Source organism: Halomonas qinghailakensis (genome assembly GCF_025820815.1).
In the GTDB taxonomy this organism is placed as follows: domain Bacteria; phylum Pseudomonadota; class Gammaproteobacteria; order Pseudomonadales; family Halomonadaceae; genus Vreelandella; species Vreelandella qaidamensis.
Map to the genome: position 1 here is coordinate 292,677 of NZ_CP096973.1, position 19,196 is coordinate 311,872.

Genomic DNA, 19,196 nt, shown 5'->3' on the forward strand with positions numbered 1-19,196 from the left:
CGTGTTAAGGAGGCCCCTTATAGTGCCAAACGACACATCGTGCTAACGTCTCTTCATCACGTGATAATAACAAGGTAGTGCCAAGCTACACGTTTAGGGCTGACATCGTGACTGTTACCGTCTCAATGCACTTTGTGAACGAGCTATTATGTGGTTTACCTGCCACCGAACTCGCTCCTACCCGTTATTTAGAACAGGCAGGGATTTCTCCCTTTCTGCTGAGCGCGCCTAATGGGCGGGTCACGGTTGAGCAGTTTGCCGAGCTTTACCGCTTACTGGCCCTTGAGTTGGATGATGAAACACCGGGGTTTTTCTCCAGGCCGCTACGCTGTGGAACGCTAAAGCTACTGTGCCTAAGCTTGCTAGACGCGCCCACTCTGCAGATTGCGCTTCACCGCTATACGCAGTTTTTCCGCATTCTGTTAGATGATTTTAGCTATTGCTTTACGATTGAAGGTGAGTTGGCCCGCATGGCGCTAGAAGAACATGCGCCACTTCAAGGAAGCCGAATATTAATTCATGAGCTAATGTTGAAGCTTTTTCACGGTATCGCCTCATGGATGATAGCGCGCAAAATTCCACCTATTCTAATGGAATGTGGCTACGACCAACCCGCCCACAGCGCTGACTACCTCTACTTTTACCCTGGCAAAGTAAGGTTTGACCAACCACAAACGGCTGTTTATTTTGATAAAACGTTTCTAGACCATCCTATCCGTCAAACTAAACAGCATTTGGGCGCATTTTTACAACGCGCTCCAGCGGATTGGTTTTATGTCTCTTTTGAGGATCGCTTGATCACCCATCGTGTTCGCGAACACCTTAGCCGCCACTTACCCACCTCATGTACTGTTCAACATGTCGCAGATGCTGTCCATATGTCCGTTCGTACACTCTCAAGACACTTGAAAATTGAAGGTACCCATTTCCAAGCGGTTAAAGACGAATACCGTCGCGACTATGCTATTCAAGCACTCACTCGCAGCACACAACCACTGACCACAATTGCAGAAAAACTGGGCTTTGAAGACCTAGCGTGTTTTAGCCGAGCGTTCAAACAGTGGACAGGGAACTCGCCCGCCGCCTACCGAAAGGCTCAAACGGCGGGCATTAAACGCTAGCGTTTAGATCTCAGTGCGAATACGTTTTTTATCCAGTTTACCCACACTGGTTTTAGGAATTTCATCTACAAAGCGAATCATCGATGGTATGCCCCATCGGTTGATACTGCCCTGCTCTACGAACTGCTCCATAAAATTCTGCACGTCTTCTGCCGTGGGTGGGTTATTTACATCGCTGGGGACGACGAGTGCCGCCGGCCGCTCGCCCCATTTATCATCCGCAACGCCAATCACCGCCACTTCCGCCACGCCTGGGCATTGGCTGATATAGCTTTCTATTTCTAGCGAAGAGAGCCACTCTCCGCCGGTTTTGATAACGTCTTTGATACGGTCGCTAATAGTCAGGAAGCCATGCTCATCAATCGAACCAACGTCACCGGTATGAAGCCAGCCATCCCGCCAAAGCTCTTCACTGCGCTTCTCTTCTTTGTAATAGGCTTGGGTTAGCCAAGGTGCCTGGGCACGCACTTCTCCCACGCTAACACCATCATAGGGTAACGGCTCTCCATTGGCATCAACCACCTGTAACTTCACCAGAGGCACGGGCAAACCAGCCTTACACCGCCAAGGAAGCTGTTCTTCAAAATTAGCTTCTGTGACATCCCTAGGTAAGATATCGGCCGTTAATAGTGGGCAAGTTTCTGACATGCCGTAGGCACTGCGCGTATCGATTCCGAGTGACCAAGCACGGCTGGCCAACGCCTGAGTAAGCGCACTTCCGCCTACCAGCACCTTCCAACCGGTTAAATCAATTTTTTTCGATGCAACGGCGTCAGCGCTCACCACCATATTTAACAGCGTTGGCACGCAGTGAGAAAAATCGACCTTTTCGTTTACCAGCAGCTTCACCAACATTTCCGGCTCATAGCGGCCAGGATATACCTGGGTCGCTCCCATCAAGGTGGCGGTGTAAGGCACGCCCCAGGCATGCACATGAAACATCGGCGTGATAGGCATATATACCTTGTCACGGTTGAGCAACTCAAAGCCCGGTGCTTGGAAGGTACTAGCTTCACCGAGTGTATGCAGGACTAATTGGCGGTGGGTAAAAAATACCCCTTTTGGGTTGCCGGTGGTGCCTGTGGTGTAGAACAGCGTGGCCACTGCGTTTTCATCAAACACAGGAAACTCGTAATGAGTTGGCTGCTCACTTAACAGCGCTTCAAATTCTCCCACTAACGGCAGCGACGTATTAACCGTGCTAGCCGTTTCTTGGCAAAGCAGATAACCGCGTATGTTAGGTAGTTGGTCAGCAAGTGGTTCTAATAGCGGCACGAAATCCTCATGCACCAGCACAAAGACATCTTCAGCGTGCTCCATCGTGTAGTGAATTTGCTCAGGTGCCAAACGCACATTGACGGTATGCAGCACGGCACCAATCATGGGAATGGCGAAAAAGCACTCTAAATAGCGATGGCTGTCCCAGTCCAACACCGCCACCACATCACCTGCCTGAACGCCTTGTGCGGTGAGCGCATGGGCAAGCTGGTGTACCCGCTCACGAAAACGCCGATAGTCATGACGGCTCTGGTCTCGATAAACAATCTGATTGTTTCCCGCCATTCGAACACCAGACTCCAGCAAGTCTCTGATTAACAGAGGCGAGTTCGTCGCTGACGGCGTAGAGGGAAGTATTTTTGGCGTTATCGTAGACATAAAACACACCTGTCGATTGTTATTGGAAAACCGTTTGTTACTCGCGTTCGATTAACAGCGCAATGCCCTGACCACCGCCGATACACAGCGTGATCAAGCCATAGCGGCCCTGGCATCGCTCCAGTTCATGCAAGGCTTTCAGGATCAAGATAGCACCGGTCGCACCGACAGGATGCCCAAGCGCCACCGCACCGCCGTTCGGGTTTAGTTTTTCCAATGGGAATCCTAGCGTATCGGCAACCGCCATTGCTTGTGCTGCAAACGCTTCGTTGGACTCAATCACATCAATATCATTGATCGTCAGCCCTGCCTGTTGGAGGCAGCGTTTCACCGCAGGGATTGGCCCTAATCCCATTACCGAAGGCTCCACACCGGCGGTGGTTGCCACACGAAGTCGCGCCCTCACCGTTAAATTGCGTTGCTGTGCTTCATCGGCATGCGCCAGCACCAAGGTCGCTGCGCCGTCGTTGATCCCCGAGGCGTTTCCTGCCGTTACTACTCCCTCTTTTTTAAAGGCCGGTTTAAGCCGGGCTAGATCACTTAACTCAACGCCTTCACGCACATGTTCATCACGGGCAAAGGAAACCGTCTGCTTACCTTTTGTCACTTCAACAGGCACGATTTGCTCGTCAAAACGCCCTTCTGCAATGGCTTTAGCCGCCTTACGGTGGCTATCCACCGCAAACTGATCCAGCTGCTCGCGGCTTAAGCCATACTGCTTGGCGATATTTTCAGCAGTCATCCCCATGTGCCCGCTGCCAAAGGGGTCACTAAGAATGCCGAGGGTAAGATCTTGGATATTGGCATCGCCCAGGCGTATGCCATTGCGTGCTTGGGGCGGCAGTAGATAAGCACCTCGTGACATCGACTCAGCCCCACCCGCCAATGCCAGTCGGCTGTCCCCCAGCGCGATTTGCTGCGCCGCCGATACCACCGCCTGCACGCCGGAACCACATAGCCGGTTAACATTAAAAGCACCCGCTTCTTTCGGCACGCCCGCATTCAGTGCGATATGACGGGCAAGGTAGGCATCTTCGGGGCCGGTAGTAATAATATGTCCATACACTGAGTGGTCGATATCAGTGCCAGTAATGCCCCCACGACGTAGTGCTTCCTGGGCCGTGATGGTGCCTAACTCATGGGGTGCGAAAGATGAGAGGGACCCACCAAACCCACCAATGGCGGTGCGAGCACCGCTTACAATCACAACGCTATCCAGCTGCATAGTCTCTCCTTAGTAATGGCACACGGCAGGTAAGAGCTTAAGAAACGGGCTTAAAAAAGCTTAAGCCACTTTGCCCAACAGCGAGCGTGCGACCACTTCTTTCATAATCTCAGAACTACCGGCGTAAATCGTCTGTACACGTGCATCTAAATAGAACCGTGAAATCGGGTATTCATGGGTGTAGCCATAACCGCCAAACAGCTGAAGGCACCGATCAACAGCGCGACACTGAAGCTCGCTGAGCTGTAATTTGAGTATCGCCGCATCGGTACTTGTCATCGTGCCCTGACGATACTTATTAACGCACTGATCAAAGTAGGCTCGCGCGACATCCAGCTGTGCCTTGATCTCAGCCAGCGTAAAGCGGGTATTTTGAAAATCGGCCACGCGCTGGCCAAATGCGTGACGCTGGGTGACATAATCAAGGGTTAATGCCAACGCGCCCTCTACTGCGCCAAGCGCTTGCGCACCTACGCCTAGGCGTTCCCGAGGAAGTTCTTGCATGAGATAGCGAAACCCAGCGCCCTCTTCACCTAGCAGTGCGCTCGCTGGCAGATGCAACTGATCAAACGCCAGCTCTGCTGTATCGCTGGCGTGCTGGCCAATTTTCTTAATCGGCTTGCCACGGGAAAAACCAGGGAGTGACGTATCGACCAAAAACAGTGAGACCCCTTTTGCACCGGCACTGGGGTCTGTTTTTGCACAGACAATCACGAGATCTGCTACTTGGCCATTGGTAATAAACAGTTTGCTGCCGTTGAGCATCCACCCATCGGCTGTTTTGGTGGCACGGGTTTTCATGGCTGCCAAGTCACTGCCAGCATGAGGCTCGCTCATGGCAATCGCTCCCAACCATTCACCGCTTGCCATGCGGGGTAGCCACGTTTCGCGCTGTTCATCAGTGCCTAAATTTTGCAGGTAAGGCATGACAATATTGGCGTGAATATTGTAAGCGCTGGCTAGCCCACCAAACCCTTGCCGAGACATCTCCTCCAGTGCCAGTTGGGTGATGGCAATATCGGCACCGGAGCCACCATAGGTTTCATCAAGGTCAATCCCCAATAGGCCAGCGGCACCCAACGCTTTCCATAAAGAGCGTGGTATTTCACCGGCCGCTTCCCACTGTTCGTAGAAAGGGGTCACTTCCTGCGCTAAGCAGCGGGAGATCATGTCATGAAATAGCGCCTGTGTTTGCTCGTCCATGCTCACTCCTTTAGGTCTTGGCGCAGGTGGCGTTTAAGAATTTTACCGGCGGTGCTCTTTGGCAGTGTCTCTGCGAATACCACGCGTTTAGGAACCTTGTAGGGTGCAATCAAGCTTTTTGCATGATGGATAAGCGCATCCTCACTCACCGCTTGCCCCTCTTTCAGCACCACCACGGCGGTAATCGCTTCAATCCACTTTTCATCAGGCAGCCCCACTACCGCCACTTCCGAAATGGCCGAGTGCTTAAACAGCGCCTCTTCCACTTCACGGCTGGCTACCAGTACTCCCCCCGTGTTGATAACGTCTTTAATCCGGTCCACAACATATAAGTAGCCAGCTTCATCGAAGTAGCCCACATCGCCAGAATGGAACCAGCCGCCCTGGAACGATTCAGCGGTCATCTCAGGCTTATCCCAGTAGCCCGTCATTAGCTGCGGCGAACGGTGAACAATCTCACCGTGCTCACCAGGGGCAACGTCGTTCATTTCCAAATCAACAATGCGCGTTTCTACCGTAAGTATCGGCCGCCCCGCCGATGCGGGACGTTCAGCATGCTCTTCTGGGCGTAACACCGTTGCCAAAGGAGCAATTTCACTCTGCCCATAGCAGTTATATAAACCCACGCCTAAGAAACGCTGCTGCATCTCTTCCAAAACAGGCACCGGCATGATTGAAGCGCCGTAGTACGCTTTCTTGAGCGTAGTCAAATCGAACTGATCAAAGTCAGCATGGCGCAGCAAGCTAATCCACACCGTGGGTGGTGCAAAAAACGATACGATTTTTTGTTCGGCAATGGCCGCGAGGCAGCTATCTGGCAGCGGCGCTTCCAGCAGGTGAACGGGAGCACCCAGTAGCAGAGCGGGCATTAAAAACACATGCATTTGTGCAGAGTGGTAAAGCGGAAGAGCAGCCAACATGGCGTCGCCTCCCTTGATATCCAACTCCACCATGCAGGCCATATATTCTGCCATCAGCGCTTGATGGCTCATCATTGCCGCTTTAGGTGCTGCCGTTGTGCCAGAGGTATAGAGCAGCTGTGCAAGACTGCTTCCCTCTAAAGCAACCGCTGGTTCACTTGTTGATGGCGAAGAACGTACACAAGTTAAAACATCGAAACTGCCTGATTGACTACCTTGTTGATCAGCATGCAGGGTTCCACTGACCGTTAATGCTAATCCTTGGGTTGCTTCCTCTACTTTGCCAGCTAATGCGATATCGCTTAGCAGCCCTTTCGCCCCAGATTGCTCAAGGATATAGCGCAGCTCGTCGCTACTTAGCGCGAAATTAATAGGCACATGTACTAAGCCTGCTTTGGTGGAGGCAAGCCAGGCGATGACATAAGCATCTGAGTTTTTACCGTATACCGCCAACCGGTCTCCAGGCGAAAGACCGGCCGCTAACAAGCCGTTGGCCACTCGGTTAGCAGCGTCATTAAGCGACTGATAGCTCCATGTTCGCTCACCAAACGTTAGCGCAAGCTGGTCAGAATATTTTCGGGCGCTGCGATTTAACGCAGCGCCAATCGTATTACGGTGAATGGTAGAGATGTGTTCCATGCCAAGTCCTTATTGTTATGTTTGTTGATAAGGCGTCAGCGTTTTATCCCTTGTTAACGAGTGGGCAGACGCTTTCAGACAGTGGCCGGAACGCTTCCTCGGCGGGAATAGTGCGCACAATTCTGAAAAGATCATCTTCATCAACAGATTCTTCTGGCGTTTTTACTTCCACGAGGTACATGTCATGCACCATACGACCGTCCTCACGGATATAGCCGCCCGTTGCAAACACGTCATTAATCGGGGTATCGACCATCTGCTGACGAACAGTTTGCGTATCGTCTGTTCCCGTTGCCTCAATGGCTTCTAGGTAGTGGCGGGTACTGGAATAAAGACCTGCGTGTACCATGGTAGGCATGCTGCCGGTACGCTCACGGAAACGCTCTGCCCACGCACGGGTCTCATCATTTAAGTCGTAATACCATGCTTTGGTGAACTGCAGCCCTTGGGCATTTTCGAGACCAATGCTGCGTATATCGGTGCTGAACAGCACCATACCCGCTAGAATCTGACCCGCTTGGGTAATACCGAACTCGCCAGCCGTTTGTACGGCATTGATGGTGTCTCCACCGGCATTATTGAGGGCAATTACATCAGCACCCGATGCCTGGGCTTGCAGCATGAAGGAGGAGAAATCGTTGTTCGGGAAGGGATGGCGCGCGCTACCGACTATCGTTCCACCATTTTCAGTGACCACACGTTCAACATCTGCTTCAAGCGCATGGCCAAATGAGTAGTCGGCACTGAGCAAATACCAATTTTTATGGCCTTCTTGCGTGATGGCTTTGGCCGTACCGTTAGACATCGCCCAGGTATCATATACCCAGTGAATATGGTTGGGAGAGCAGTGTTCGTTAGTAACGCTAGAGGAAACAGCGCCATTTACCAAACCAAGTTTATCCGCATCTTCTAGCAAGCCTACTGCTGCCAAAGTAACCGATGACGCCACTAGCCCCGTGACCATGTCGACATTGCGTTCATCAATCCACTCGCGCACAACGCTTGAGCCAACATCTGGGCTGTTACGATCATCCGCGCTAAAGACCACCACCTCAGCGCCGTGGACGCTGCCACCCATATCTTCAATCGCCATTTCAATGGCATCTTGCCCTAACGGCCCTATCGGATCACGATAAACGCCTGACATATCAGCCAGATAGCCAATACGAATCTCATTATCTGAAATACCATCATTGGCGGCCACGCTGGGTGCATAGCCAGCGGCAATAACCGCCGCTGCTAGTGTAGAAATAGCGAAATGACGTGATAGCTGCATATTTTTCACCCGTCTATTGTTGTTATTAAAAGAGCCTTTAGCCCGATTTATTGCATACTGCATCTTCATGTTAAGAGTAAAAACCGCATTGCTGTTTACCTTTCGAGCCAGTTTTTTTGCAATTCATGCCATTCGATTAAGCTACTCAACCAAGCCAGACCATTAGTTGTTGTTACTTACCGGCGTTACAATAGTGTTCTGCAGCTAGCTAACCCATTGACGAATGCCTGGCTGTTATCGATTATTTAATTGGCGCTGGAGGGTATGACGTTTGACAACAAGTGCTGTGGATAGCTTTTTACCAGAAGCGCTGCAATTTCGTTCCGGTGCTCCCTTAGTCGATATTGGAGCTAACCTGACTCATGAAAGTTTTCAGCGCGATTTAGTAGATGTCATTGCCAGAGCAAAAGCGGCTAATGTAACAACTCTTATCGTGACGGGTACTGATATTGAACATGCTGAGCTAGCCGTTAAGATGGCTCAGCAGGTCCCTGGCATATATGCCACTGCGGGGGTTCATCCGCATGATGCTAGCGGGTGGAATAGCGATGTGGCGAACCAGTTGAAAGCACTGCACCAACAACCCGAAGTGGTTGCCGTTGGCGAGTGTGGGCTGGATTTTAATCGCAATTTCTCGACACCTGCTGAGCAAGAACGAGCGTTTGAGGCTCAGCTGGCGCTCGCCATTGAAAGTGGCTTGCCGCTCTTTTTACATGAGCGGGACGCTGGACAGCGAATGCGTGAGATACTGCATAGCTGGCGCGATGATATCAGCGAAGCCGTTATTCACTGTTTCACCGCTGACCGAGAGACACTCCACGGCTATCTTGATTTAGATCTTCATATTGGTTTAACCGGCTGGATTTGTGATGAGCGCAGAGGCCATCACCTTCGCTCAATCGTGAAGGATATTCCCTTAGAAAGGCTCATGGTGGAAACCGACTGCCCCTACTTACTACCCCGCAACCTTCCAGCAAAGCTGAAAGGGCGCCGTCACGAGCCAGCCTTGCTACCATGGATTGTCAGAGAGATTGCCCAGTGGCATAACGTGACTGAAACCGAGCTGGGGGCCGTAACCACTCGAACTGCCCAGCGTTTTTTTCGCCTTGATGCGGAAACTTAAAAGGAGCACAGCGTGGCTGATTACCCAGGATTTATTGCCATTGAGACGGGCGAAGAAGACGGCTTGCCGCTGGCTATTGCCTGGTCGTTACCCGATGGGCGTATTAAGCAGACCCTTATTCAACCTGACGACAGCTGGATCACTGAAGATACCAACGTGATGGGGGCTTACAGCATTGAAGAGCTGGAAAGTCTGGGCGTCAGTCCTTTAGATGTCATACGTGAATTAGAAACCGATCACTTTTCAGCTACGTTGTACACTAGCGATAATGGTGAAGATGAAGCAGCGCTAGCCCGTCTGTTTGATACTTACGGTCTTGACCCTTTTGTGGAACTAGCACCTGCACAAGTGCTCTATGAAACAATTAGCGCAAATCAGTGGCACCGCCTGCGTAGCGATACGTTTAACGATTTAGGGTTCGAGCCGATGCGGCCTGAACATGAAATTGAGGTCATGCTGACGCTACACAAGCAACTTACCGAAAAAGACTAAGCCGTTTCGAGCGATACAACATCCAGTGCTTCCCGCCCCTGCTTAACGGCCTGTGCCAGAGTAGCTTGGTGCTGATAATAGTGTGTCAACGCCACTAAAAAAGCGTTGGCACGCAGCGGCAGCCCGATTTCCAAGTAGTTGTTAGCTTTGGCGGCGACGCTGTTAGCAAATGCCTCACGATCCACCTCAACGTTCCCACCCAAGTTATCCACACTTACGTAAAACGTGCGCCCACAGGCGTGGGTAAACAGCTGCTCCAGCGCCTGTGGTGCGATTTCCGCTTTTTCGAAGGCGAGTTGCTGCTGGGCGTCGCGTCCATCAGGTAGGTACCAGTAACCGTAATCTTCCAGCTGTCGACGCTTTTCACCAGCAATACACCAGTGGCTAATCTCATGCAAAGCACTGGCGAAAAAACCGCGCGCAAAAATCACTTGGTGATATGGCGTATCAACGTTGCTAGGGCGATAAACAGGCTCGTCTCCGCCCCTGATCAAACGTGTCTGGTAATGCTCAAAAAACACACCATCAAATAGCGCCGTAATATCGTTAAGCGTCCAGTGCTGCTGTTTATTTTTCACCATAGAACCAATTCACCAACTGTTTCACATAATCTATTGATGGGTAATGCCCAATCCTCACAGTATACCCGTAGCGCACCTGCGAACCAAAGAATAGCCTGCTTACTAAATGGCTACCGAAACAACAGTAACTCCTGCTATTCTAAAGGCTTTTCTTAGGTCTCTTTGCTGAATAGGAACCACACCTTGGGCGGCTTTACTAGCAATACCAAATCGATTTATTGGCCAGAAACACGCACGTTAATAGCGTTAGCGTTACCCATCTGCGGTGCTCAGTTAGCGCAAGCGGGCATGAGCGTTGTCGATGTCATCATGACCGGACGACACAACGCCACTGACCTCGCTGCGGTCTCAGTTGGTTCAAGCCTGTGGATGCCGCTGATGCTGTTTATGACCGGCACGTTAATGGGCCTTACCCCTATTGTGGCGCACCTGTTAGGTGGCCAACGAAATACTGACATCCGTCCTGCGGTTCACCAGGCATTGTGGGTTGCATTAGTACTCGGGATTATTGCAGCTGTGCTGCTGTGGACAGTCGTCACACCGATATTCGAGCTTATGCAGGTGCCTCCTGCAGTCGCACGCGAGTCTGCTGCCTACCTAACTGCCGTTGCCTTTGGTATGCCGGGAATTGCTCTTTTTCAGGCACTTAGAGCCTTCTCAGATGGTATGAACCACACCCGCCCCGCCTTGTGGATAAGCTTAGTAGGGCTAGCCGTTAATATTCCTAGCAATTATTTGCTTATCTACGGTGGTGACGGACTTGTTAGTTTATTTGGTAACGGGCTGCCCGGCAGCCTGCAACAACTGCCTGCGTTAGGTGCATTCGGCTGTGGCATAGCCACTGCACTATCAATGTGGACAATGGCCGTTTCGATGGCGCTCTATACCCGTAAAGGCCGCACCTACCGTAGTGTTTCTATTTGGAAAACATTTACGCCACCAAAGCTATCCGGTATCCGCGAACTTGTGGTGGTGGGCGTGCCCATCGGGGTGGCCATTTTTGTCGAAGTGACACTATTTACGTTAATAGCCCTGTTTATTGCCAGCTTTGGAGAAGTCACAGTAGGGGCTCACCAAATCGCACTAAGCTTCACGACGATTCTGTTTATGCTACCTATGTCATTAAGCATGGCACTTACCGTACGCGTGGGTAATACATTGGGCCAACAGCGTTTCGCCATGGCACGTACCGTGGCTTGGAACGGTATTGTCATCAGCGTTATTGTCGCCGCCATTAACAGTACCTTGCTGTGGGTTACCGCGGTACCGGTGATTTCGCTGTACACCTCTAATGCTGACATTCAAGCACTAGCACTTACTATCATATCCCTAGCGGTGATTTTCCAACTCTCAGACTCACTTCAAGTCAACTTGGCAGGGGCGTTAAGAGGTTATAAAGACACGAGAATTGTGATGGTTATCACGGTGCTTTCTTATTGGATTGTCGGTTTAGGCGGTGGTCACTGGCTAGGAGCTCATGGGATTGGTAACCTGTCAGAACCAATGGGTGTGCACGGTTACTGGATAGGCCTGATTGCTGGACTCAGCACGGCCGCACTATTACTTGCTTGGCGGTTAACGTGGATCAGTCGACAGGAGTAATCAATGACACCCTACCCACAACGTCTGTTATGGCTGGCCGTTAGTGCCAGCTTATTCCTCGCGGGCTGCAATAATAGTAGTGCTGAACAACCCTGGATAGAGTATCACCAACAGCTTACCAGCGATCTTTCAATTGCTACTATTGAGCGTTACTCTCCATCTAATGTTGGTGAGTTTCCTGAACGTCGAGAGCGACTATTCGATATTCCAGAAACCCGTGAAGGCATGCTCAACGTATATGCATTACGTGAGTGTCAGATAACATCACTCATCGCAGCAAGGAACAATCAATTAGGTCGTGTCGCCCCCCCTAGCCAACAGTGGCTATATGAGCGTGAATTATGGCAACGCTTAAGTGCTTGCTGGAACAGCGACGTGCCTGACAGCTTAAGTGATGACAATAAAGCTCGATTAGCCCAGTTAACTGAACTCAAAACTGAGCAGCTTCCAGCGGTCAGTTGGAATGCCATTTTTGATTCCGAAGAGTGGGAAAAAAGCTTTTCCAGAGCTAGCGATCCTTTAGATAGTGCCAGCCTACCCAATATCAATAAGCATTTAGCAGCGGTGGCTTATCTTGAACAGATGGTAGTTCACCAATTCAACAGCAACTGGCAACAAGATTCTGCGACGCTTGAAAACCACCTGAAGACATTACAAGAGCGCCCGTTAACAGCAGAAGTATTAAGGACTGTACTACTTGCCTACCAACGCCTGACAGAAGCCAATGAAGCTCTCGAGTCAACGCAGCCAAAAGCTAGTGTATGCTTGCAGGACGATTTTCCAGCATGGCTTGCTCCTGTCGAACAAATTTCTTTACAGTGGCTGACGGCGATTAATCAACTAATTAATATTCACGAAATAACGCCGCCAGAAGCGGTTAAAAACTATCAGAACACTTGGTTGTCACTGCGCAATCCACAGGCTCCCTGGCAGCAACTGCAACGAGTAAAAATTGAACACCAAGCGCTACGAGATCAATTTAATCGCTGTTCTGATAATTAAAAATCACATACCCTCTTAACCTTCTGAGCAACCTGTGCTATTGGTGAACTAAGTGGTGGGCAAGCATACGCTACTCACCGATGTCGTGACCACGCAGCACAAGGAGGGACATTATGGGCGCAACCCTGTCACCCCGCTCTGCCCAGGTCATCGACCTGGAAACCGTGCGTCAGCGTCAGCAGGCGCAGAAATGTTTAATCCGTTTAGCACCTGAGCTAGATGGCTTAGAGATGGTCTACCAGCTCGCTGCGAGTCCCGACACGTATTACGGCCTGCCTGTATTGGCCTGGGGGCTACAAGAGAATGGTAACGTGATTGGCTTGGTCCCGTGGATGGAGACACTCGCTGCTTGTCACGAACTTGACAGTCATGAAAATGGCCAATTTATTGGCTACCGTGATCCAGAAACAGAAGAGATTTTTGCCCTCCCCCCCGACCACAAATACGATGAACTGACTGCATCCGCTAGCTACTTCGAATATGAAGCGTCTGGGGAGATCACACTGATCCAGCAACTTCCAGATACTCTTGGTACTCATGCTTTGTGCATGAATCATCCCAACGCACCTTGGAATATGAAGCAGGTCTACGGATGGCGTCTCTATAGCGATGGCAGCGTTGAAGCAGTACTTGCCGATGAGCAACAAGCTACGATGTCCCCCATCCTTCTTGGAGATAAATGCCTTTATGATGCTCATTCCAGACATCGCACGGTTTACTTTTTTCAACGCCATATTGCTAGCCGCATAATGGAAGAAGACCCTGCGACATTGGAAGCTCTGGCGATGATGGTTGTTCCAAACAAAGAGGATGATCTTAAATAAACACTTGCGAGGCGATCCACCAAAACCGAATCTCGGAGGGTTAGCCTCGCACAGCTGCACATTGTCACGCTAAGCGAATAAAATACACATAATGGTCACCGGACTCATCTTGCTGCAACAGTTGGTGTCCCAAAAATTGACAAAATTTTGGGACATCCCGCGTCGTAGCAGGGTCGGTTGCTATTACTTTCAACACCTGCCCAGGCGTCATGTCACGCACCTTGTTATGCATCAGCATGATTGGCTCAGGGCAATATAACCCCGTAGTGTCTAACGATGTATCAAAGGCACATGGGTCATACGTATTATCAGTCATCTACAATCTCGTTTAGGAAACAGACAGCATGATCAAAGTAATCATTGAACGGCGTATTATGCCTGGCCTGGAAGAAGAGTATGAACTAGCTGCCCGCGAAGCTATGCGTGTTTCACTCGGCGTGCGAGGGTTTGTCGGTGGTGAAACACTTGTTGAACTCGGCCATACTGATCGCCGCCTTATGATTACTAAATGGCGCGATCTTCGCGCTTGGAAAGAGTGGCATTCAAGTGACGCACGTGCAACGGCCATGCAACGTATTCTACCTCTATTAACAGAAGACGAAACAATTCGTGTATACGAGCCTGGCTGTTAACACTGTGACGCTAGCTTAGCTGCCCTTAAATTAAGGCGCCATTAAATTAGTGATCAAGCCTCACATGCACCGTCACTTCTTCCCTATCGTGGTAGAGGTGACGACACGTGATCTTAGCCCTCACACCCGCCGCTTCCAACGCTTCTTCTAGGGTGTTAATACAGCGAGTAACTTCATCCCAGCGTTTCTTCATAGGTAGCTTTAGATTAAAAATTGCCTCTCGGCACCATTTGCGAGTTAACCACCTTTCTACCATTGCTAACACGCGCACAGGCTTATCGACGATATCGCAAACTAGCCAATCCATTCGTTGCGGCGGCTCCCAAACAAAACCGTCTTCTTTAAGATGGTCTATCTGCCCTGTAGCCATTAGCTGCTTGTCCATTGGCCCATTATCAATGGCATAAACATACATACCACGCTGCACTAACTGCCATGTCCAGCCACCTGGGGCGGCTCCTAGATCTGCTGCCTGCATGTGGGCGGAAAGCCGCGTATCCCACTCTTCTCGGGGAATAAATTCATGCCATGCCTCTTCTAACTTCAGCGTTGATCGGCTTGGCGCTCGAGAAGGAAAACGCAACCGGCGAATACCATTAAGCAGTTCACTCCGATTATCAGGAAAGCTCATGCCCAGTTGAACACGATCGCCATCTGTCCAGAAAATATGCAGCCGACGAGCCCCTGCTTTACCGCGCAGGGCACCACGTTTTTTTAACATACTCTGTAATGGTTTTGTCAGCGCTTTAATTAAGCCCGCTAATGCTTTGCCATCATTAGTATCTGGCGTTTCATGCCAGATTTCTTCAAAACTCCACCGACTTGCCTTCACCTGATCTAGAATAGCAGTAAGCCGATCGTCTCGGGACAATGTTAGAGCTGGCATAGCGGCTAAACTTTGACGAGCAAAAATAAGCCGCTTAAATGCCGCTTTACGATGCAAATCATTAATAGGTTCGTCATCCAAGCGCGTTAAGCTCGCCCACCCTTCCCCTTGCGCAGCTTCGCAACTTACCTCTTGCTGCTTAGCATGGTGCTGCATTTCAGCAAGTGCGTCACTTTCAAACCCTGGGCGGCAATAGACAAGCCACGACGTGGGTACTGTTTCACTCACCCTTTCACCTCTAAAGTAATTTCATGTCATAAGTGAACATATATTCAAAAGAAAATGCCCCCATTAATCGCCGCATCATAGCACTTTCTGTCTAATGCTTTCTAAGTAGTGAGAATAGTAGCGATAATTTATCTGCTTGATGCGCTTAAAACATTATCAGCGGCCAACAAAAAACCCCAGCTTCAACTGAAGGTGGGGTTTTTCTTAATAAATGCCTGACGATAACTCGCCCCAGCCCTCCGAGCCGCTCTTGTCATTCCCGCAGACCCTTAGCGGGAATCCATGTTGAGTTGGGGTTTTGGGCTGCTGCAGGTCAATGTCAAGGTGGATTCCCGATACCCCCACTCGGGAACGACGGCGTGGTGACTCGGGAATGACGGTGTGGTGACTCGGGAATGACGGTGTGGTAAGCACCAACAAAAAACCCCAGCTTCAACTGAAGCTGGGGTTTTTCTTAATAAGTGCCTGACGATGACCTACTCTCGCATGGGGAGACCCCACACTACCATCGGCGCTAAGCGGTTTCACTGCTGAGTTCGGCATGGGATCAGGTGGTTCACGCTCGCTATGGTCGTCAGGCGTAACAGGTAATGCATATCATGCTGACAGTGTTTTGTGTCGTCTCTTTTGTCTTAAGCCTGTCGTGTGTCACGGTGGGCTTAATCCGCGTATCCGGTTTTCTGAGTGTTGTCACACTCGTTTCGTTATCACTGCGACCAGACCCCTTGGGTGTTATAGGGTCAAGCCTCACGGGCCATTAGTACACGTTAGCTCAACGCCTTGCAGCGCTTCCACACCGTGCCTATCAACCAGCTGGTCTCGCTGGGCCCTTCAGGAGGCTCTAGGCCTCAGGGATGTCTCATCTTGAAGGGGGCTTCCCGCTTAGATGCTTTCAGCGGTTATCCCGTCCGCACATAGCTACCCGGCAATGCCACTGGCGTGACAACCGGAACACCAGAGGTGCGTCCACTCCGGTCCTCTCGTACTAGGAGCAGCCCTTCTCAAACATCCAACGCCCACGGCAGATAGGGACCGAACTGTCTCACGACGTTCTAAACCCAGCTCGCGTACCACTTTAAATGGCGAACAGCCATACCCTTGGGACCGACTTCAGCCCCAGGATGTGATGAGCCGACATCGAGGTGCCAAACACCGCCGTCGATGTGAACTCTTGGGCGGTATCAGCCTGTTATCCCCGGAGTACCTTTTATCCGTTGAGCGATGGCCCTTCCATACAGAACCACCGGATCACTAGAACCTGCTTTCGCACCTGCTCGACGTGTCTGTCTCGCAGTCAAGCACCCTTATGCTCTTGCACTCACTGCACGATGTCCGACCGTGCTGAGGGTACCTTCGTGCTCCTCCGTTACTCTTTGGGAGGAGACCGCCCCAGTCAAACTACCCACCACACACTGTCCTCGATCCGGATAACGGACCTGAGTGAGAACGCCAATGATGCCAGGCTGGTATTTCAAGGTTGGCTCCGCTCGAACTGGCGTCCGAGGTTCAAAGCCTCCCAGCTATCCTACACAGGCAACATCAGCGTCCAGTGTGAAGCTATAGTAAAGGTTCACGGGGTCTTTCCGTCTAGCCGCGGGTACACCGCATCTTCACGGCGATTTCAATTTCACTGAGTCTCGGGTGGAGACAGCGTGGCCATCATTACGCCATTCGTGCAGGTCGGAACTTACCCGACAAGGAATTTCGCTACCTTAGGACCGTTATAGTTACGGCCGCCGTTTACCGGGGCTTCAATCAAGAGCTTCGCCTTACGGCTAACACCATCATTTAACCTTCCGGCACCGGGCAGGCGTCACACCCTATACGTCCGCTTGCGCGTTAGCAGAGTGCTGTGTTTTTACTAAACAGTTGCAGCCACCTGGTATCTTCGACCGGTTCGGGCTTGGAGAGCAAGTCTCGTCACCCTACGCCGGCGTGCCTTCTCCCGAAGTTACGGCACCATTTTGCCTAGTTCCTTCACCCGAGTTCTCTCAAGCGCCTTGGGATTCTCACCCTGACCACCTGTGTCGGTTTGGGGTACGGTCGCACATGATCTGAAGCTTAGAGGCTTTTCCTGGAAGCGTGGCATCAATGACTTCCTGACCGTGGTCAGTTCGTTTCGTGTCTCGGCCTTAGAGCATCCCGGATTTACCTAGGACACCAGCCTACTCACTTTCACCAGGACAACCAACGCCTGGCTCACCTAGCCTTCTCCGTCCCCCCATCGCAATCATGTCCGGTACGGGAATATTGACCCGTTTCCCATCGACTACGCCTTTCGGCCTCGCCTTAGGGGCCGACTCACTCTGCTCCGATTAGCGTCGAACAGAAACCCTTGGTCTTCCGGCGAGGGAGTTTTTCACTCCCTTTATCGTTACTCATGTCAGCATTCGCACTCGTGATACCTCCAGCGAACTTCTCAATTCACCTTCATTGGCTTACACGACGCTCCTCTACCGCTCATCCAGAGGATGAACCCGTAGCTTCGGTACCTGGTTTAGCCCCGTTACATCTTCCGCGCAGGCCGACTCGACTAGTGAGCTATTACGCTTTCTTTAAAGGATGGCTGCTTCTAAGCCAACCTCCTAGCTGTCTGAGCCTTCCCACATCGTTTCCCACTTAACCAGGATTTCGGGACCTTAGCTGACGGTCTGGGTTGTTTCCCTTTTCACGACGGACGTTAGCACCCGCCGTGTGTCTCCCACGCTCGCACTCACCGGTATTCGGAGTTTGCCTCGGGTTGGTAAGTCGGGATGACCCCCTAGCCGAAACAGTGCTCTACCCCCGGCGGTGATACGTGAGGCGCTACCTAAATAGCTTTCGAGGAGAACCAGCTATCTCCGAGCTTGATTAGCCTTTCACTCCGATCCACAAGTCATCCAAATCTTTTTCAACAGATCCTGGTTCGGGCCTCCAGTTGATGTTACTCAACCTTCACCCTGCTCATGGATAGATCGCTCGGTTTCGGGTCTATATCCAGCGACTGTGTCGCCCAGTTAAGACTCGGTTTCCCTACGGCTCCCCTAAACGGTTAACCTCGCCACTGAATATAAGTCGCTGACCCATTATACAAAAGGTACGCAGTCACAGAACAAGTCTGCTCCTACTGCTTGTACGCACACGGTTTCAGGATCTATTTCACTCCCCTCTCCGGGGTTCTTTTCGCCTTTCCCTCACGGTACTGGTTCACTATCGGTCAGCCAGGAGTATTTAGCCTTGGAGGATGGTCCCCCCGTCTTCAGTCAAGGTTTCTCGTGCCCCGACCTACTCGATTTCACATGATCAGATTTTCGACTACGGGGCTATCACCCGCTACGGCCGAGCTTCCCAGCTCGTTCGTCTAATCAGTCACATGCTTAAGGGCTGGTCCCCGTTCGCTCGCCGCTACTAGGGGAATCTCGGTTGATTTCTTTTCCTCAGGGTACTTAGATGTTTCAGTTCCCCTGGTTCGCCTCTTACGCCTATATATTCAGCGTAAGATACTCATCTTATGATGAGTGGGTTTCCCCATTCAGAGATGCCCGGGTCACAGGTTGTTTTGCCACCTCGCCGAGCCTTATCGCAGGCTACCACGTCTTTCATCGCCTCTGGCTGCCTAGGCATCCACCGTGTGCGCTTCATTGCTTGACCCTATAACCCGAAGGAGTCTGGGGTTCGCAATGATAACGATTGCCGGATACGCTTGAGACGTATCACAAAACAATTACGTATAAACGTTTTAAAACGTTTATGTCAGCATGATATACATTGTTAAAGAGCGACTGCTATGCGCAGTGATAAGCGGTT

15 protein-coding genes and 2 rRNA genes are annotated in these 19,196 nt (G+C 51.1%); 7 read left to right on the forward strand and 10 right to left on the reverse strand.

Going from position 1 to position 19,196, the window contains the following annotated elements:
* Positions 1-107 precede the first annotated feature (107 nt).
* Positions 108-1,121 (forward strand): AraC family transcriptional regulator, encoded by a 1,014-nt coding sequence (locus M0220_RS01350; protein ID WP_030068858.1) that lies wholly within the window; start codon positions 108-110, stop codon positions 1,119-1,121.
* Positions 1,122-1,124: 3 nt separating this feature from the next.
* Here the strand turns inward: M0220_RS01350 and M0220_RS01355 are convergent, their stop codons facing one another.
* From M0220_RS01355 to M0220_RS01375, 5 genes are read right to left on the reverse strand one after another with little or no spacing between them, the layout of a single operon-like run.
* Positions 1,125-2,777 (reverse strand): fatty acid--CoA ligase, encoded by a 1,653-nt coding sequence (locus M0220_RS01355; RefSeq protein WP_264018468.1) that lies wholly within the window; start codon positions 2,775-2,777, stop codon positions 1,125-1,127.
* Between the two features lie 37 nt (positions 2,778-2,814).
* Complete coding sequence (bktB, locus tag M0220_RS01360) at positions 2,815-4,002, reverse strand: beta-ketothiolase BktB (protein WP_264018469.1); 1,188 nt, start codon at positions 4,000-4,002, stop codon at positions 2,815-2,817.
* A 60-nt stretch (positions 4,003-4,062) separates the two neighbouring features.
* Positions 4,063-5,205: an acyl-CoA dehydrogenase family protein gene (locus M0220_RS01365; RefSeq protein WP_264018470.1), complete on the reverse strand. Its 1,143-nt coding sequence runs from the start codon at positions 5,203-5,205 to the stop codon at positions 4,063-4,065.
* Between the two features lie 2 nt (positions 5,206-5,207).
* The gene (locus M0220_RS01370) at positions 5,208-6,764 is read right to left on the reverse strand and encodes a fatty acyl-CoA synthetase (RefSeq protein WP_030068851.1); all 1,557 of its coding nucleotides are present in this window, start codon (positions 6,762-6,764) and stop codon (positions 5,208-5,210) included.
* 43 nt (positions 6,765-6,807) lie between these two features.
* Positions 6,808-8,040, reverse strand: a complete 1,233-nt coding sequence (locus M0220_RS01375) for an ABC transporter substrate-binding protein (protein WP_030068850.1) — start codon at positions 8,038-8,040, stop codon at positions 6,808-6,810.
* 271 nt (positions 8,041-8,311) lie between these two features.
* Between M0220_RS01375 and M0220_RS01380 the strand changes: the two genes are divergently transcribed.
* The gene (locus M0220_RS01380; RefSeq protein ID WP_264018471.1) at positions 8,312-9,163 is read left to right on the forward strand and encodes a TatD family hydrolase; all 852 of its coding nucleotides are present in this window, start codon (positions 8,312-8,314) and stop codon (positions 9,161-9,163) included.
* A gap of 12 nt (positions 9,164-9,175) precedes the next feature.
* Complete coding sequence (locus M0220_RS01385) at positions 9,176-9,655, forward strand: hypothetical protein (RefSeq protein WP_030068848.1); 480 nt, start codon at positions 9,176-9,178, stop codon at positions 9,653-9,655.
* Here the strand turns inward: M0220_RS01385 and M0220_RS01390 are convergent.
* A complete protein-coding gene (locus tag M0220_RS01390) occupies positions 9,652-10,236 on the reverse strand; it encodes an elongation factor P hydroxylase (RefSeq protein ID WP_264018472.1) in 585 nt (194 codons plus the stop codon). The two genes, M0220_RS01385 and M0220_RS01390, sit on opposite strands and share 4 nt — an antisense overlap.
* 183 nt (positions 10,237-10,419) lie before the next feature.
* Here M0220_RS01390 and M0220_RS01395 point away from each other — a divergent pair, with 183 nt between their 5' ends.
* From M0220_RS01395 to M0220_RS01405, 3 genes are all read left to right on the forward strand, one after another.
* Positions 10,420-11,838, forward strand: a complete 1,419-nt coding sequence (locus tag M0220_RS01395; RefSeq protein WP_264018473.1) for an MATE family efflux transporter — start codon at positions 10,420-10,422, stop codon at positions 11,836-11,838.
* Between the two features lie 3 nt (positions 11,839-11,841).
* Complete coding sequence (locus M0220_RS01400; protein WP_030068843.1) at positions 11,842-12,840, forward strand: DUF3080 family protein; 999 nt, start codon at positions 11,842-11,844, stop codon at positions 12,838-12,840.
* Positions 12,841-12,953: 113 nt separating this feature from the next.
* Positions 12,954-13,664 carry a hypothetical protein gene (locus M0220_RS01405; RefSeq protein ID WP_030068841.1) on the forward strand — a complete coding sequence of 237 codons (711 nt, stop codon included), beginning with the start codon at positions 12,954-12,956 and terminating at the stop codon, positions 13,662-13,664.
* 64 nt (positions 13,665-13,728) lie between these two features.
* Here M0220_RS01405 and tusA read toward each other — a convergent pair whose 3' ends face one another.
* A complete protein-coding gene (gene tusA / locus M0220_RS01410) occupies positions 13,729-13,980 on the reverse strand; it encodes a sulfurtransferase TusA (RefSeq protein WP_030068839.1) in 252 nt (83 codons plus the stop codon).
* A gap of 28 nt (positions 13,981-14,008) precedes the next feature.
* On the opposite strand from tusA, the gene M0220_RS01415 reads away from it, so the two are divergent.
* Positions 14,009-14,296, forward strand: a complete 288-nt coding sequence (locus M0220_RS01415; protein ID WP_009724920.1) for an antibiotic biosynthesis monooxygenase family protein — start codon at positions 14,009-14,011, stop codon at positions 14,294-14,296.
* A gap of 46 nt (positions 14,297-14,342) precedes the next feature.
* Here the strand turns inward: M0220_RS01415 and rlmM are convergent, their stop codons facing one another.
* The 3 genes from rlmM to M0220_RS01430 form a co-directional block, all read right to left on the reverse strand.
* Positions 14,343-15,410: a 23S rRNA (cytidine(2498)-2'-O)-methyltransferase RlmM gene (gene rlmM / locus M0220_RS01420; RefSeq protein WP_030068832.1), complete on the reverse strand. Its 1,068-nt coding sequence runs from the start codon at positions 15,408-15,410 to the stop codon at positions 14,343-14,345.
* A gap of 463 nt (positions 15,411-15,873) precedes the next feature.
* Positions 15,874-15,989 (reverse strand): 5S ribosomal RNA (rrf, locus tag M0220_RS01425).
* A 157-nt stretch (positions 15,990-16,146) separates the two neighbouring features.
* A 23S ribosomal RNA gene (locus tag M0220_RS01430) occupies positions 16,147-19,040 on the reverse strand.
* Positions 19,041-19,196: the final 156 nt, after the last annotated feature.

Coding starts and splice junctions, on each gene's coding strand:
- M0220_RS01355 (WP_264018468.1), bottom strand. CDS start 2,777: ATGTCTACGATAACGCCAAAAATACTTCCCTCTACGCCGTCAGCGACG.
- bktB (WP_264018469.1), bottom strand. CDS start 4,002: ATGCAGCTGGATAGCGTTGTGATTGTAAGCGGTGCTCGCACCGCCATT.
- M0220_RS01365 (WP_264018470.1), bottom strand. CDS start 5,205: ATGGACGAGCAAACACAGGCGCTATTTCATGACATGATCTCCCGCTGC.
- M0220_RS01370 (WP_030068851.1), bottom strand. CDS start 6,764: ATGGAACACATCTCTACCATTCACCGTAATACGATTGGCGCTGCGTTA.
- M0220_RS01375 (WP_030068850.1), bottom strand. CDS start 8,040: ATGCAGCTATCACGTCATTTCGCTATTTCTACACTAGCAGCGGCGGTT.
- M0220_RS01390 (WP_264018472.1), bottom strand. CDS start 10,236: ATGGTGAAAAATAAACAGCAGCACTGGACGCTTAACGATATTACGGCG.
- M0220_RS01400 (WP_030068843.1), top strand. CDS start 11,842: ATGACACCCTACCCACAACGTCTGTTATGGCTGGCCGTTAGTGCCAGC.
- M0220_RS01405 (WP_030068841.1), top strand. CDS start 12,954: ATGGGCGCAACCCTGTCACCCCGCTCTGCCCAGGTCATCGACCTGGAA.
- tusA (WP_030068839.1), bottom strand. CDS start 13,980: ATGACTGATAATACGTATGACCCATGTGCCTTTGATACATCGTTAGAC.
- M0220_RS01415 (WP_009724920.1), top strand. CDS start 14,009: ATGATCAAAGTAATCATTGAACGGCGTATTATGCCTGGCCTGGAAGAA.